This is a genomic window from Plantactinospora siamensis, from assembly GCF_042434095.1.
GTDB lineage: Bacteria > Actinomycetota > Actinomycetes > Mycobacteriales > Micromonosporaceae > KBS50.
In genome coordinates this window covers 709,766-724,632 of record NZ_JBHLUE010000004.1, presented here as the reverse complement: position 1 = coordinate 724,632, position 14,867 = coordinate 709,766, and the positions used below count along the sequence as shown (strand labels likewise).

General features: G+C 75.5%; 11 protein-coding genes. 5 read left to right on the top strand and 6 right to left on the bottom strand.

Going from position 1 to position 14,867, the window contains the following annotated elements; genetic code table 11:
• Positions 1-66: 66 nt before the first annotated feature.
• From hutH to ACFFHU_RS08150, 6 genes are all read right to left on the bottom strand, one after another.
• The gene (hutH, locus tag ACFFHU_RS08175; protein WP_377337079.1) at positions 67-1,608 is read right to left on the bottom strand and encodes a histidine ammonia-lyase; all 1,542 of its coding nucleotides are present in this window, start codon (positions 1,606-1,608) and stop codon (positions 67-69) included.
• The gene (gene hutI / locus ACFFHU_RS08170; RefSeq protein WP_377337077.1) at positions 1,599-2,777 is read right to left on the bottom strand and encodes an imidazolonepropionase; all 1,179 of its coding nucleotides are present in this window, start codon (positions 2,775-2,777) and stop codon (positions 1,599-1,601) included. The genes hutH and hutI overlap by 10 nt, the downstream gene beginning before the upstream one ends.
• Positions 2,778-2,933: 156 nt before the next feature.
• Positions 2,934-4,403, bottom strand: a complete 1,470-nt coding sequence (locus tag ACFFHU_RS08165; RefSeq protein WP_377337283.1) for a formimidoylglutamate deiminase — start codon at positions 4,401-4,403, stop codon at positions 2,934-2,936.
• Positions 4,400-5,635, bottom strand: a complete 1,236-nt coding sequence (locus ACFFHU_RS08160; protein ID WP_377337076.1) for an allantoate amidohydrolase — start codon at positions 5,633-5,635, stop codon at positions 4,400-4,402. Before ACFFHU_RS08160 ends, ACFFHU_RS08165 begins: the two co-directional genes overlap by 4 nt.
• Positions 5,636-5,646: 11 nt before the next feature.
• Complete coding sequence (hutU, locus tag ACFFHU_RS08155; protein ID WP_377337075.1) at positions 5,647-7,317, bottom strand: urocanate hydratase; 1,671 nt, start codon at positions 7,315-7,317, stop codon at positions 5,647-5,649.
• 39 nt (positions 7,318-7,356) lie between these two features.
• The gene (locus ACFFHU_RS08150; RefSeq protein WP_377337074.1) at positions 7,357-8,208 is read right to left on the bottom strand and encodes a MurR/RpiR family transcriptional regulator; all 852 of its coding nucleotides are present in this window, start codon (positions 8,206-8,208) and stop codon (positions 7,357-7,359) included.
• 126 nt (positions 8,209-8,334) lie between these two features.
• On the opposite strand from ACFFHU_RS08150, the gene ACFFHU_RS08145 reads away from it, so the two are divergent.
• The 5 genes from ACFFHU_RS08145 to ACFFHU_RS08125 all read left to right on the top strand — a co-directional run bounded on the left by ACFFHU_RS08145 (position 8,335) and on the right by ACFFHU_RS08125 (position 14,864).
• Positions 8,335-9,801: a hypothetical protein gene (locus tag ACFFHU_RS08145; RefSeq protein ID WP_377337073.1), complete on the top strand. Its 1,467-nt coding sequence runs from the start codon at positions 8,335-8,337 to the stop codon at positions 9,799-9,801.
• Positions 9,802-9,895: 94 nt separating this feature from the next.
• A complete protein-coding gene (locus ACFFHU_RS08140) occupies positions 9,896-11,038 on the top strand; it encodes a glycosyltransferase (protein ID WP_377337072.1) in 1,143 nt (380 codons plus the stop codon).
• The gene (locus ACFFHU_RS08135) at positions 11,025-12,215 is read left to right on the top strand and encodes a glycosyltransferase (protein WP_377337071.1); all 1,191 of its coding nucleotides are present in this window, start codon (positions 11,025-11,027) and stop codon (positions 12,213-12,215) included. The genes ACFFHU_RS08140 and ACFFHU_RS08135 overlap by 14 nt, the downstream gene beginning before the upstream one ends.
• A gap of 7 nt (positions 12,216-12,222) precedes the next feature.
• Positions 12,223-13,449, top strand: coding sequence for a glycosyltransferase (locus ACFFHU_RS08130; protein WP_377337070.1), 1,227 nt, complete (start codon positions 12,223-12,225; stop codon positions 13,447-13,449).
• A complete protein-coding gene (locus ACFFHU_RS08125; RefSeq protein ID WP_377337069.1) occupies positions 13,446-14,864 on the top strand; it encodes a hypothetical protein in 1,419 nt (472 codons plus the stop codon). Before ACFFHU_RS08130 ends, ACFFHU_RS08125 begins: the two co-directional genes overlap by 4 nt.
• The last annotated feature ends 3 nt before the right edge of the window (positions 14,865-14,867 follow it).

Sequence of the window (14,867 nt, the reverse complement as noted above, 5' to 3'; positions counted from 1 at the left end):
GCCGACGCCGCCGTTAAGAAGGGGCCCTTCCTATACAGAAAACGATAAGAAGGGGCCCTTCCTTAACTACCCCAGCGGGCCGAGGGCGCGCTCGATGGCGGTGCGGAGGGTGGGGGCGGCGATCACGGCGCGGGCCGCCTCCATGGCGGGGGCCAGGAAGATGTCCGGCCCCGGTTCGCCCGCCTGGCCGGCCAGCGCCGCGCAGGCGGCCCGGCCGGCCGGGGACGGCCGCAGCGGCGCCCGCAACTGCAACCCGCGTACGGCCGCGAGCAACTCGACCGCGAGCAGGCTGGTCAGGTTGTCCAGCACCGTACGCAGCTTCTTGGTGGCCGCCCAGCCCATCGAGACGTGGTCCTCCTGCATGCCGCTGGTGGGCAGCGAGTCCACCGAGGCGGGCGCGGCCAGCCGCCGGTTCTCCGCGACGATGCCGGCCGCGGTGTACTGGGCGATCATCAGCCCCGAGTTGACCCCCGGGTCCGGGGTGAGGAACGCCGGCAGGTCCCGGTTGCGGGCCACGTCGAGCAGCCGGTCCACCCGCCGCTCGGCGATGGCGCCCACCTCGGCCAGCGCGATGGCCAGGTAGTCGGCCGCGAATCCCAGCGGGGCGCCGTGGAAGTTGCCGGTGGACTCCACCCGGCCGTCGGGCAGCACCACCGGGTTGTCCACCACCGACCGCAGCTCCCGGTCGGCCACGACGCCCGCGAATTCCAGCGTGTCCCGGGCCGCGCCGGCCACCTGGGGCGCGCAGCGCATCGAGTACGCGTCCTGCACGGCGTGCGCGAGGTCGTCCCGGTGCGAGTCCATGATGGCCGAATCCCGCAGCAGCCGGGCGATGTTGGCGGCCGAGGCGGCCTGCCCGGGATGCGGCCGGATGGCGTGCAGCTCCGGCTGGAACGGCCGCTCCGACCCGAGCATCGCCTCGATGGCCAGCGCCGCCGTCACGTCGGCCATGGCCAGCAGGTGCCGGGCGTCGGCGAGCGCCAGCAGCAGCATTCCGAGCATGCCGTCGGTGCCGTTGATCAGCGCCAGTCCCTCCTTGGCGGCCAGCTCGATCGGCCGCAGGCCGGCCACGTCCAGCGCCGCGGCGGCGTCCAGCCGGGACCCGTCGGGGCCGAGCACCCAGCCCTCGCCGAGCAGCACCAGGGCGCAGTGCGCCAGCGGGGCCAGGTCGCCGGAGGCGCCCAACGAGCCGTGCTCGGGCACCCACGGCGTGACGCCGGCGTTCAGCAGGTCCACCAGGGCCTGCGCCACCAGCGGGCGTACCCCCGACCGGCCCATGGCCAGCGAGCGGACCCGCAGCAGCAGCATGGCCCGGACCACCTCGCGGGGCATCGGCGCGCCCACCCCGGCCGCGTGCGACCGGATCAGCGCGTGCTGCAGCTCGGCCCGGCGCTCCGGCGCGATCGACGTGTTGGCCAGCGCGCCGAACCCGGTGGACACCCCGTACACGGGCCGGCCGTCCCGTTCGATGCGGTCCACGATGGACCGGCTGGCGGCCATGGCCTCGACGGTCGATGCATCGAGCAGCACCCGCGCGTCGTCGCGGGCCACCGCGAGCACGTCGGCCGGGCTGACCCCGGTGGGCAGGACGGTGACGGTCACTGGCATTGCGGCACTCCGTTGTGCAGGATCTGGCGGATCAGCGGAACCCCCGGCCGGTAGGCCAGGTGCAGGTGGGACGGCGCGTCGAGGATCAGCAGGTCGGCGCGGGCGCCGACGCGCAGCACCCCCACGTCGTCCCGGCGCAGCGCGCGGGCGCCGCCGGCGGTGGCGGCCCAGACCGCCTCAGCCGGCGTCATCCGCATCTCCCGGACCGCCAGCGCCACGCAGAACGGCATGGACGAGGTGTACGACGATCCGGGGTTGCAGTCGGTCGCGAGGGCCACGGTGGCGCCCGCGTCCAGCAGCCGGCGGGCGTCCGGGTACGGCGACCGGGTGGAGAATTCGGCCCCGGGCAGCAGCGTGGCCACCGTGTCCGAGCCGGCCAGCGCCTCGACGTCGGCGTCGGACAGGTGGGTGCAGTGGTCCACGCTCGCGGCGTCCAGTTCGACGCCGAGCTGGACCCCCGGGCCCGGCCCGAGCTGGTTGGCGTGCAGCCGTACGCCCAGCCCGGCGGCCTGGCCGCAGGTGAGGATGGCCCGCGCGTGGTCGACGTCGAACGCGCCGCGTTCGCAGAACACGTCGATCCACTTCGCGTGCGGGGCGGCCGCCCGCAGCATCGGCCCGCAGACCAGGCCCACGTAGTCGTCGGGCCGGTCGGCGTACTCGGGCGGCACCACGTGCGCGCCCAGGAAGGTCGTCTCGTCCGTGGCCTCGCCGGCGATCCGCAGCGACCGGACCTCGTCGGCCACGGTCAGCCCGTACCCGCTCTTGGTCTCCATGGTCGTGCTGCCCTGGCGCAGCGCCTCCGCGCGGAGCCGGCGCACGGTGGACCGCAGGGTGTCGTCGTCGGCGGCGCGGGTGGCCGCCACCGTCGTCCGGATGCCGCCGCCGGTGTACGGCTGGCCGGACATCCGGGCCGCGAACTCGGTCGCCCGGTCGCCGGCGAACACCAGGTGGGCGTGGCTGTCCACGAAGCCGGGCAGCGCGGCCGCGCCGCCGGCGTCGATCCGCCGATCGGCGGCCGGCGCGTACCGGGCCGGTCCCAGCCAGGCGACCCGGCCCGCCTCGACCAGCAGGGCGGCGTTGCGGCGCAGGCCCAGCGGCCCGTCGGCCTCCCCGCGCCGGGCGTTGGTGACCAGCTCACCGATGTTGTCGACCAGCAGGCTGCCGCTCATGCCGGCCCCTCGCTGCGCTCGGACCCGGCATGAGGCTCCACCGTCCTGAGCCTGATGATTCGCTCGCTGCGCTCGCTCATGCCGGCCCCTCGCTGCGCTCGGACCCGGCATGAGGCTCCACCGCCCTGAGCCTGATGATTCGCTCGCTGCGCTCGCTCATGGGCTGACCGCCTTGCGGATGGCCGCGGCCAGCTCGGCCGGCACGTCGACGCCGAGGTGCCGGCCGCCGGCCACCACGAGCCGGCCGTCCACCACCACCCGGTCCACGTCGGCGGCGGTGGCCGCGAAGAACGCCCCCACCGGCGGCACCCCGGCGGTGCGCGCCGAGTCCAGCCGGACGGTGACCAGGTCGGCCCGCTGGCCGACGGCGATCCGGCCGGCGTCGGCCCAGCCCAGCGCCGCGTGCCCGGCAGCCGTCGCGGCCGTCACCAGCTCGGCCGGCGCGAAATGGCCCCGGGACTCGGTCCGCAGCCGCTCGTCCAGCTCCATTCCCCGTACCTCCTCGAAGGGATCGACCACGGCGTGGCTGTCGCTGCCGAGGCTGAGCGGGCAGCCGGCGTCGGCCAGCTCGCGGGCCGGGCCGATCCCGTCGGCCAGGTCCCGCTCGGTGGTGGGGCAGAGGCAGACCCCGGTGCCGCTGCCGCCGAGCAGCCGCAGGTCGGTTCCGGTGAGGTGGGTGGCGTGCACGGCCGTGGTGGCCGGGCCGAGCACCCCGTGCTCGGCCAGCAGCTCGGTGGGGGTACGCCCATGCGCGGCCCGGCAGGCCTCGTTCTCGGCCCGCTGCTCGGACAGGTGGACGTGTACCGGCGCGCCCTCGTTCCGGTGCGCGAACGCGGCCATCGCGTCCGCCGGCACGGCCCGCACCGAGTGCAGCGCCGCGCCGATCCGCACGTGCGGGTCGGCGCCCGAGTCCCGCGGCCGGTCGTCCGGCTCGTCGCCGGCGTCGTGCGGCCTTTCGCGCGCGTCCCGCGGCCGGTCGTGCCGGGCCCGTAGCCGGTCGTGCCGCTCGGACCAGCCGTCCAGGTCGCCGTCGGAGAACCGCAGCTGCGGCCCGCTCAGCGGCCGGCCGTCCACGCCGGCGGTCAGGTAGAGCGTGTCGAGCAGGGTGATCCGGATTCCGGCCTGCGCGGCGGCCTCGATCAGCGCCGCGCTCATCGCGTTCGGGTCGTGGTAGCGCCGTCCGCCCGGCCCGTGGTGCAGGTAGTGGAACTCGCCCACGCAGGTGATCCCGGCCAGCGCCATCTCCCCGTACGCGGCCCGGGCCAGCGCCAGGTAGCCGTCCGGGTCCAGCCGGCCGGCCACCGCGTACATCAGCTCCCGCCAGCTCCAGAAGTCGCCGCGACCGCCGTGGGTACGCCCGCGCAGCGCCCGGTGGAACGCGTGCGAGTGCGCGTTGGCCAGCCCGGACAGGGTGAGCCCGGGCAGCCGTACCGCATCGGCCGGCGGCGCCACCACCCCCGGCGTGACCCCCGCGAACCGGCCCCCCTCCACCTCAACCAGCACGTCAGATGCAAGGAAGGGCCCCTTGTTATCGTTTTCTGTATAGGAAGGGCCCCCTCTTAACGGGTCGGCCGGCGAGCCGGGAGCGCCCGGCAGCCAGGCGTGCTCGGCCAGGTAGCGGGTCACCGACATGCCAGCTCCGCGAGCACCTCGGCCAGCGCCCGCACCCCGGCCGCGCAGTCGGCGTCGCCGGCCGCCTCGGCGGGGGAGTGCGACACCCCGGTCGGGTTGCGCACGAACAGCATGGCCGTCGGCACGTGCCCGGCCAGCACCCCGGCGTCGTGCCCGGCCGCCGTCGGCAGCGCCGGCGCCGCGAGCAGCCGGGCCAGCCGGGCGCCGAGGTCGGTGTCGAAGGCCACCGGCGGCGTCGCGGACTCCTCGACCACCACCAGCTCCGTGCCGTCCCGCCGGGCCCGCTCGGCCGCCTTGGTACGCAGTGCCGCCACCAGTTCGGTGAGCGTCTCCGGCTCGGCGGCCCGGGCGTCCAGCCAGCCCGTCACCCGGCTCGGGATCGCGTTGGTGGCGTTCGGCTCGACCCGTACCCGGCCCACCGTGGCGTGCGCCCCGCGCAGCCGGGCCTCCTTGTTGGCCGCCAGCACCGTGAACGCGTACGTAAGCATCGGGTCGCGGCGGTCGGCCATCCGGGTCGTACCGGCGTGGTTGGCCTCGCCGGTGAACTCCAGCCGCCACCGGCCGTGCGGCCAGATGGCGCTGGCCACCCCGACCGGGGCGCCCACCTCGGCGAGCGCGCGGCCCTGCTCGACGTGCAGCTCGACGTACCCGCCGAGGTTGCCCAGCAGGTCCGGCCGCGCGCCGGCCGGACGGCGCCCGAGCGCCGCGGCGAAGGTGGTCCCCGCGGCGTCGGTGAGCGCCGCCGCCCGGTCCGGGTCGATGGCGCCGGCGAACAGCCGTGATCCCAGGCACGGTACGCCGAACCGGCCGCCCTCCTCCTCGACGAACGCGGCCACCCCCACCGGCCGGGCCGGCGCCATCCCGGCGGCGCGCAACTCGTCGATGGCCAGGAAGGCGCTCACGATGCCCAGCGGACCGTCGTACGCCCCGCCGTGCGGCACCGAGTCGAAGTGGCTGCCGGTCAGGATCGCCCCGTCGCTGCCGGCGTCGCCAGTGCCCGGGTCGCCCCACCAGGCGAAGAGGTTGCCGTTGCCGTCCTCGGTCAGCGCCATCCCGCGCGCGGCCGCCTGGTCGCGGAACCAGTCCCGCAGCCGCAGCTCGGGCGGGGTGAACGCGTACCGCAGGTAGCCGCCGCTGCCGGCGTCCCGCCCGACCGGGGCGAGCTCGTCCCAGCAGGCGCGGAACCTGTTAACAAGGGGCCCTTCCTCTACCGAATGCGATAACAAGGGGCCCTTCCTTACGCTTCGGCCATTGGGATGCGGACGCCGGTGCGGGCCGCGACGGCGCGGGCGTCGTCGTAGCCGGCGTCGACGTGCCGGATCACGCCCATGGCGGGGTCGTTGGTGAGCACCCGCTCGATTTTCTGCCCGGCCAGCGCGCTGCCGTCGGCCACGCAGACCTGCCCGGCGTGGATCGACCGGCCGATGCCCACCCCGCCGCCGTGGTGGATCGACACCCAGGACGCCCCGCTGGCGGTGTTGACCATCGCGTTCAGCAGCGGCCAGTCGGCGATCGCGTCCGAGCCGTCGGCCATCGCCTCGGTCTCCCGGTACGGGCTGGCCACGCTGCCGCAGTCCAGGTGGTCCCGGCCGATCACCACCGGCGCCGACAGCTCGCCGCTGGCCACCATCTCGTTGAACCGCACCCCGGCCCGGTCCCGCTCACCGTAGCCCAGCCAGCAGATCCGGGCCGGCAGTCCCTGGAACGCCACCCGCTCGCCGGCCAACCGGATCCACCGGGCGAGGGACTCGTTCTCCGGGAACAGCTCCAGGATGGCCCGGTCGGTGGCCGCGATGTCGGCCGGATCGCCGGACAGCGCCGCCCACCGGAACGGGCCCTTGCCCTCGCAGAACAACGGCCGGATGTACGCGGGCACAAAGCCGGGGAACTCGAACGCCCGCTCGTACCCGCCGAGCTTCGCCTCGCCGCGGATCGAGTTGCCGTAGTCGAAGACCTCCGCCCCGGCGTCCAGGAAGCCCACCATGGCCTCGACGTGCTTCGCCATCGACGCCCGGGCCCGGTCGGTGAACTCGGCCGGCTTGGTCCGGGCGTACTGCGCCGCGTCGGCCAGCTCCACCCCCTCCGGCACGTACGACAGCGGGTCGTGCGCGCTGGTCTGATCGGTCACGATGTCGATGGCCACCCCGCGACGCAGCAGCTCCGGGAACACCGTGGCGGCGTTGCCCACCACGCCGACGCTGAGCGCCCGGCGGTCGCGCCTGGCGGCGAGCGCCCGGTGCAGCGCCTCGTCCAGCGAGCCGGCCACCTCGTCCAGGTAGCGGTCCCGCTGCCGGCGGTCCAACCGGGTCTGATCCACGTCGACGACCAGGCAGGCGCCGCCGTTCATGGTCACCGCGAGCGGCTGGGCGCCGCCCATCCCGCCGCAGCCGGCGGTCAGGGTGAGCGTCCCGGCCAGCGATCCACCGAACCGTTTGGCCGCCACCGCGGCGAACGTCTCGTACGTGCCCTGCAGGATGCCCTGGGTGCCGATGTAGATCCACGAGCCGGCCGTCATCTGCCCGTACATGGTCAGGCCGAGCTGCTCCAGCCGGCGGAACTCCGGCCAGGTGGCCCAGTCGCCCACCAGGTTGGAGTTGGCCAGCAGCACCCGCGGCGCCCACTCGTGGGTGCGCAGCACCCCCACCGGCCGGCCGGACTGCACCAGCATGGTCTCGTCGTCGCGCAGCGTGCGCAGCGTCCGCACCAGCGCGTGGTACGAGGGCCAGTCCCGCGCCGCCCGCCCGGTGCCGCCGTACACCACCAGGTCGTCGGGGCGTTCGGCCACCTCCGGGTCCAGGTTGTTCTGCAGCATCCGCAGCGCGGCCTCCTGCGGCCAGCCGGGGGCGGTCCGGGCGGCGCCGCGGGCGGCGCGGACACCGCCCGCCGGCGCACGGTTGTCGGGGGACATCGGCTCTCCTTCCGGGTACGGGGGGTGGGGCGGCCCTGGTCAGAGCGCGAACAGTTGGCGACGGGCGGCGGAGGCCTCGAACGCCTCCAGCCGGGCCTGGGTGTCGGTCGGCGCCGCGTCGCAGATCGCCTGGAGCAGCACCATGGCCAGCGTCATCGGGGCGGTGTGCAGGTCGAACACCAGGTCGGTGCCGACCGCGGCCGGCAGCACCACCTCGGCGTGCTCGCTCGCCGGGCTGACCGGCGAGTCGGTGATGGCCACCACGCGCAGCCCGGCGGACCGGGACTCCCGCAGCGCGTCCAGGGCCTCCCGCGGGTACCGGGGCAGTACGAAGGCCAGCACCGCCGTGGCGCCCGCGGCCGCGGCCTGCTCCAGCCGGTCGGTCAGCAGGGTGCCGCCGGCGTCCAGCACCCGCACGTCCGGGTGCACCTTCGCGGCGAAATAGGCGAAGTACGCGGCCAGCGGCGCGGCCGCGCGCAGCCCGAGCACCGGCAGCGGGCGGCTGGCCGCGAGCAGCCGGCCGGTGGCGGCCAGCCGGTCCCGGTCGGCGAGCTGGCCGGCCAGCCGGTCCAGGTTGCCGATCTCGGCGCGTACGGCCCGCTGGAGCTCGTTCTCCCCGCCGGCGTCCGCCACACCGGCCGCGATCACCTCGCGGAGCCGCCGGCGCAGCGCCGGATAGCCGTCGTGGCCGAGCGCGACCGCGAACCGGGTGACCGACGGCTGGCTGACCCCGGCCAGCTCCGCCACCTCGGCGGCCGAGAAGGACGCCGCGGCCGGGGCGTGCTGCACCAGGCAGTGCGCGATCCGGCGCTGCGTGGGGGTCAGCCGGATTCCGCCGACCAGGTCGAGGACCCGTTCGGTGGGCCCGCTGGGGCCGGCCGGCTCATTCATGGGCTGACTCTATGCATCAAATCTTTCAGAACGCAACGACCGCCGCTGTCGGGCCGGTGACCGGCCCCCCAAGACGCGAGCGACCCCTCGGTAATATCCGCAGGGCGGGCGAGTGGAGGAGTTGGCATGCAGCCGGAAGGTCCGTACAGCTTCACCGAACTGGTGGGCCGATGCCAGGTCGGCGCCGTCTGGTCCGCCGAGGACGAATTCGGCCGGCTGTTGACGGTTGCCGTCCTGGACGCGACCGCTGCCGGTGACCCGGGTTGGCGGCAGGCGTTCGAGGCCGCCGCCAACACCATGGCGCAGCCGCAGACCGGTGACATGCCGTACGTGAACGCCGACTTCGCCGCGCAGCTGCCCTGGGTGGCGTACTCCGTAGGCCGCGGCCCCGGCGCCGAACGCCTCTTCCAGTCGCTGGGCATGGTGCTGCAGCCCGACGCCGACGCGACCCCGGGCCCGGCCGGCGCGCCCGGAACCGCGGCCGGTTCCGCCGGCGTGCCTGGAACCGCGGCCGGTTCCGCCGGCGTGCCTGGAACCGCGGCCGGTTCCGCCGGCGTGCCTGGAACCGCCGCCGGTTCCGCCGGCGTGCCGGGCGGGACGCCGCCGCCCGTCGTCCGGGCGACGCACCCCGTCTCCGGGTCGCCGGGGTGGGGGAGTCCCATGTCGGGGCCACCGGCTCCGGCCCAGTCCCACCAGATCTCCGGGCCGCCGTATCCGATGTCGGCGCCACCGGTCTCCGGCGCCCCCTCATCCGGGGCGCCGCTGTCGCCGGCGCCGCTCTCGCCCGCGCCCGCCTACCCCGCGCCGGTGTCGGGCCGCCCGGCGCCGGTGTCGGGCCGCCCCGCGCCGGTGTCGGGCCGCCCCGCGCCGGTGTCGGTTCCGCCGCAGCCGGTCTCGGCGGAGCCCGGGTCGGGCGCCGGCCCCTTCGCCGGTCCCGGCCGCCGCATCGCGCCGGTGGAGCGACCCGCGCGTGGCCCGCGGCGGCGGGTCTGGGTTCAGGCGCTCGTCGGCGTGGCGCTGCTGCTGGCCGGCGGCGCGATCGGCTTCGGCTGGGGCAACAGCCAGGGACGGGCGGCGGCCAAGCCGGATCCGAGCCCGTCCCTCCCCGTCTACGAGGCGACCCAGTTCTCCATCAACAAGGCCAAATTCGACGGTGCCCTGGCGCAGCTGGCGGAGCCGTGGCTGGCCCACATGGGCGGCTGCGCCGCCAACACCGACAGCGGTGGGCCGGACCTTCCCCGGGACGAAGAGCGGCACGTGTTCTGCCGGTACGGCGGCGTCTCGGTGCACTTCGCGCTCTACGACTCTCCGGCGAAGGAGGACGCGGCGCGGGCCTACCGCGCGCAGTTGGGCCTCACCGGCACCGCGCTCGCCCCCGGGCTGCGGCCGCCGACCCGCACCACCGGTGGCGTCACCGGGGCGCCCGGCAGCTACGTCGAGTACGCCTTCAAGACCGGTGACGGGCGGGCGATGTGCGGCATCTGGTGGGACCGCGACGACAGCGTCGGCGCCTTCTACCTTGAGTCGCTCTGCGAGTCGGGTCTGGCCGGCAACTGGGATGCCCTGCGCGACCTGTGGCACCGGAACAGCTGATCTTCGGGCCGTTCGGTCGTTGACACAATCGTCCTGACAAGAGTGAATGGGTCTCGTACTGCCATCCACATGGGCGTGCATCAAGCGGGGGATCATGACTTTTGTGGAGAATCTCGATCCGGTGGTCGAACCGGTCGGTCATCCACCTCTGTTGGCGGGGCGCTCGGTCGCGGTCGTGCACGAGTGGTTCGGCGCCACCGGCGGCGCCGAGAGCACCTTCCTCGTCCTCGCCGACCTGGTGCCGCACGCCCATCGCTTCGTGCTCTGGGCCGATCGGGACGTCCCGGTCGAGCAGCTGCGGCTGCGCCAGTCCTGGATGGCCCGGACCCCGCTGACCCGGAGCAAGGCGGTCGCCCTGCCGCTCATGCCGCTGGTCTGGCGCGGCTGGGACGGCGACCCGCTCGACGTGGTCATCTCCTCCAGCCACGCGTTCGCGCACACCGCCCGGTTCGGCCCGCCCGAACGGACCCGGCACCTGAGCTACGTCCACTCGCCCGCCCGCTACGTGTGGAGTCCGAGCCTGGACTCGCGGGGTCGCAACCCGCTGCTCTCGCTGCCCCGGCGGGCGTTGCAGGCCGCCGACGTGCGGCTCAGTCGGCACGTGCACGCCTACGCGGTCAACTCCCGTGAGGTGCAGCGGCGGGTCGAGCGGTTCTGGGGGCGGGATGCCGTCGTCATCCACCCGCCGGTCGACGTCGACTACTTCGCCGCCGCCCCGCGCGAGCAACGTGCCCAGCCCCGTGACTATCTGCTCGGCGTGGGCCGATGGGTGCCGTACAAGAACTTCGACCTGATGATGGCGGCCGCCGCGGAGGCCGGGCTGCCGCTCATCATCGCCGGCTCCGGGCCGGAGGAGGCGCGGCTGCGCCGCGCCGCCGAGCGGAGCCGGGCGCAGGTCACGCTGGAGCGCCGGCCCACCCGGGAGCGGCTCCGCGAGCTCTACTGGGGCGCCCGCGCCCTGCTGTTCCCGGCGCACGAGGACTTCGGCATCGTCCCGGTCGAGGCGCAGGCCTGCGGCACCCCGGTGATCGGCCTGCGCGGCGGGGGTCTGCTGGAGACCGTCCGGGACGGGGAGACGGGCCACCTGGTCGACTCCCTCGCCCCGGCCGCCTACGCGGCCGCCGTGCGACGCGTCGCCGAGTTGCCGGTCGAGCGGATCATGGACAACGCCGAGCGCTTCTCCCGGCAGCGGTTCGCGGCCCGGATGACCGAGTGGATCGCCCGTGAGTCGGGCTGACGGGCCGCCGGTCGGCCTCGTCGTCGACTGCAGCGGCGTCGGCGCCGGTGGGATCACCCGGGTGCTCACCGAACTGGTCCGGCACTGGCCGGCGGGGTGGCGACTGGACCTCGTCGCGGCCCCGGCGGCCTGGTCCGTCCCGTCCCGGGCGGGCGGCGCCGAGGTGACGGTGCTCAGCGGGCAGGGCAACGGCCGGGCCGGCACGATCGCCGCCGCCACCACGGCGTTGCGCCGGGCCACCGGGCGGGCCGGCGCGACCACCGTGCTCTCGTTGAGCCCGTCGGCCGCCGTCCTGGGCAGCCGGCTGCCGGTGGTCACCGTGCTGCACGACCTCGCGTTCCGGCTCTGGCCGTACGAGCTGCCCGCCTCCGTCCGCCGGTACCGGCAGGTCAGCTATGGCACGGCCATCCGCCGATCGCACCGGCTGGTCTGCGTCAGCGCCCGGACCCGGCACGACCTGCTGGGCCTGTACGGGGTGCCGCCGGCGCGTGCCCATGTCTGGCACCCCGGCAGCGACCTGGCCGTCCCCGCCGCGGGTCCGCCCGCCAGCAGTCTCCCCGCCGTCGGCCTTCCTGCGGGTCCGGCGGCCGGCGGCCCACCCGCCACCGGTCTGCCGGAGCCGCTGGCCCGGCTCGCGGAGCGGGGCGAGCGATACCTGCTCGTCGCCGGCCACGCGCCGCACAAGGGCGTCGAGATCGCCGTGGACGCCCTGCCCCGGCTGCCCGGGCACTCGCTGGCGGTGCTGACCGGTGGGCAGCCGGCCGAGCGGTTCCGGGACGCGGCGGCCCGGTCGACGGCGCGCGACCGCATCCACTTTCTCGACCGGCTCCCCGATGCCGGATACGCCGCCGCCCTGGCCCACGCCGCCGTCTTCCTGATGCCGAGCCACTTCGAGGGCTACGGGCTGCCGGCGGCGGAGGCGCTGCGACTCGGCACGCCGACGGTCGTCTCACCCGATCCGGCGCTGCACGAGGCGACCGGCGGCCGGGCGGTCCGGATGACCGCCTGGTCGGCGGAGGCCCTGGTGGCGGCCGTGACGGCGGCCGAACGCGCGGCACGTCCGGTCCCCGGCTACGGCGGCCGGTCCTGGCGGGAGGCGACGGCGGAGCTGGCTGCGTTCCTCGGCGAACTCTCCACGGTGGACCGGCGGCCGGCGCCGGCTCGGGCCGGAGGGTAGCTGAACCGTGCGGATCGCCATGGTGCACTCCTCCTTCGCCATCCGGGGCGGGGCCGAGCAGTACGTCCGCGACCTGTCCCGGGCGCTGGCCGCGCGCGGTCATCAGGTGCGGGTCTTCAGCAGCCCGTCGGTCAACGCCGAGCCGGCCGACGAGCCGGTCCGGACCCGGCTGTCGAACCGGGGCGGTCGGCTCCCGCGGCCGCTGAACAAGGTCCTCGCCCACCTTGGGGACCTGATCGACCCGACCGGTCTGCGGGTGGACGATCTGCGGACGTTCGCCCCCGACGTGGTGCACGTGCACAACTGGCAGGGACTCGGCGCGGTGCCCGTGGCCCGGTTGGCCCGCGCCTACCCGACCTGCCACACCGTGCACGACTACGCCCTCTGCGATCCGAACAACGCGTTGGCCAACCGGGGCCGCTCCGGGCTGGTCGATCGGGCGCTGCGGGTCCGCTCCGCCTGGCTGGTGCGTCGGCTGCGCCGGGTCACGCTGCTGTGGCCGGCGCAACGCACCCGCGACATCGTCCGCGGCCAGGTGCCCGGCGAGGCCCGGCTCACCGGCCGGGTCGTGCCGCTGGCCGTCTTCACCGGGGTCCGCCGGCCGGTCAGCTGGCCGCCCGGGGATCGGCGGGTGTTCCTCTTTCTCGGCGCGCTCAGCGAGCACAAGGGCATCGATCTGCTGCTCGACGCCTGGCGCGAGGCCGGCGCCGGTGTCGGGGCCGGTGCGGGTGCCGGGGCCGAGGCCGGCGCCGGCGCCGGCGCGACCCTGCTGATCGCCGGGGACGGTCCGCGCCGGGTGGCGGTCGAGGCGGCGGCGCGGACGCTGCCCGGCGTGGAATACCTCGGCTACCTCGACGGGCCCGGCAAGGAGGCCGCGCTGCGGCGGGCCGGCTGGCTCGTCCTGCCCAGCCAGTGGGCGGAGAACTACCCGATCTCCTGCTGCGAGGCGCTGCTGGCCGGACGGCCCCTGCTGGCCAGCCGGGTGGCCCGACCGCCGATGGCGTCCGACGGGTCGGTGCGTACCTTCGGCGACCGGGCCGACCTCGTCGACCTGCTGCGCCACGCCGCCACGCTGCCCGACGCCGAGTACGATGCGGCGGCCGCCTCCGCCGCCCACGACGGCCGCCAACTCGACTGGGAACGCCACGTCGACGCGGTCCTCGACAGCTACCGGTCGGTCCGGAGCCGGCCCGACCTGCCGGGCCTTCTGCATCACGAGGTGACCACCGCATGACGTCCGAGACCGACACCCGGCGCGGCGCGGCCGAGGGCCCGGAGGCGCCCGGTCCGACGCCGCCGCGCCGGTCCGGACTCGCTCCGCCGTACCCGCGCTGGCTGCTGGCCGCGGGCGTGGTCCTGCTGGCGGCGGTGGCCGTCGGGCCGTTCGTCGGATACTCGCCGCTGCTGCCGGTGTTCCTGGCCGTCCTGGCGCTGCTGGCTCTCCGCCCGGTGCCGGGACTCGGGTACGTCCTGGTCGTGCTCACCGCGCCGCTCGGGCTGTGGTTCATCGGCCTCGAGCGGCTGGTCGGGGACGCCTTCGGCGGCCGGGAGTACGCGCTGAGCATCTCCGGCACGCTGGTGGTGGCCGCGCTCTTCGCCCTGACCGCGTTCCTGCACCGGTGGACCCGGCGGGACGTGCTGGCCGCCGGAGTGGCGCTGGCCATCCTGGCCGTATGGAGCCTCATCGGCATCGCGCACCACGGGATGGCGCAGACCGCCGTAGGCGTGCGCCTGCTGGTGGTGCCGCTGCTCATCCTGCTGGTGCTCGTGGCGCTGCCGCTGCCCCGGCTCAGCACCCTGGTCACCGTGCTGTCCTGGGTGCTGATCGCGAACGCCGTCGCGGCGCTCGCCGAACTGGCGGTGGGTCCGGCCCGACTCGTCCAGTGGGGCTTCGAGGAGGGCCGGGCGGTCCGCTACATCGGTGACACCTTCCGGGTGTCCGGCCTGACCGAGTTCAACGCCGAACTGGGCCTGCTGGCCGGCGCGTACCTGCTCGGCTACGTCGCGCTGTGGCTGACCCGCGGCGCCCGACCCAGGCGGTGGTCCTGGCACGCCGGGGCGGCCGCCGCGCTGCTCTGCCTCGCCCTCAGCACCAGCCGGTCCGGGGCCCTGCTGGTTGCCGCGGGGGTGGTGGCCGCCGCCGTGTCGAACCGCTCGGGTGGCGCCGCGGCCCGGCGGCGCGCCCGGCTGGTCGGGCTGGGCGTGGTCGCGGCCCTGATCGTCGCCTTCGGCGCGCTGGGCGCCACCGGCTCGCACAGCATGCTCGACCGGTTCGCCAACTGGGGGCGGCTGCTGGACGACGTCACCCTCGCCGGCGGCGGGATCGGTAGCGTCGGCGCGGCCACCAGTTCCCGGATCGCCTCCGGGCAGCAGGTCTTCGTCGACAACTACTACGTCAGCCTGGCTCTGCAGTTCGGCCCGGTGGTCGCGGTCGCGGTCGTGGCCGCCCTCGGCTATGCGCTGTTCCGGCTGTGGCGGCGGGCGGCCACCGACCCGTCCGCCGGGCTGCACTTCGCGATCCTCACCGGGCTCGCCGCGGCCAGCCTGGTGGTCGAGGCGTGGGAATATCCGGGCGCGATGATGTGCCTGGCGATCTTCGTCGCGTACGCCCGGCGGCTGCGGCCGGCGCCCACGCCGTTCTGGTGGTGACCC

Excerpts from the sequence above, each read along its gene's own strand:
- ACFFHU_RS08140 (WP_377337072.1), top strand. The coding sequence starts at position 9,896 with ATGACTTTTGTGGAGAATCTCGATCCGGTGGTCGAACCGGTCGGTCAT.
- ACFFHU_RS08150 (WP_377337074.1), bottom strand. The coding sequence starts at position 8,208 with ATGAATGAGCCGGCCGGCCCCAGCGGGCCCACCGAACGGGTCCTCGAC.
- hutH (WP_377337079.1), bottom strand. The coding sequence starts at position 1,608 with ATGCCAGTGACCGTCACCGTCCTGCCCACCGGGGTCAGCCCGGCCGAC.
- ACFFHU_RS08145 (WP_377337073.1), top strand. The coding sequence starts at position 8,335 with ATGCAGCCGGAAGGTCCGTACAGCTTCACCGAACTGGTGGGCCGATGC.
- hutU (WP_377337075.1), bottom strand. The coding sequence starts at position 7,317 with ATGTCCCCCGACAACCGTGCGCCGGCGGGCGGTGTCCGCGCCGCCCGC.
- hutI (WP_377337077.1), bottom strand. The coding sequence starts at position 2,777 with ATGAGCGGCAGCCTGCTGGTCGACAACATCGGTGAGCTGGTCACCAAC.
- ACFFHU_RS08125 (WP_377337069.1), top strand. The coding sequence starts at position 13,446 with ATGACGTCCGAGACCGACACCCGGCGCGGCGCGGCCGAGGGCCCGGAG.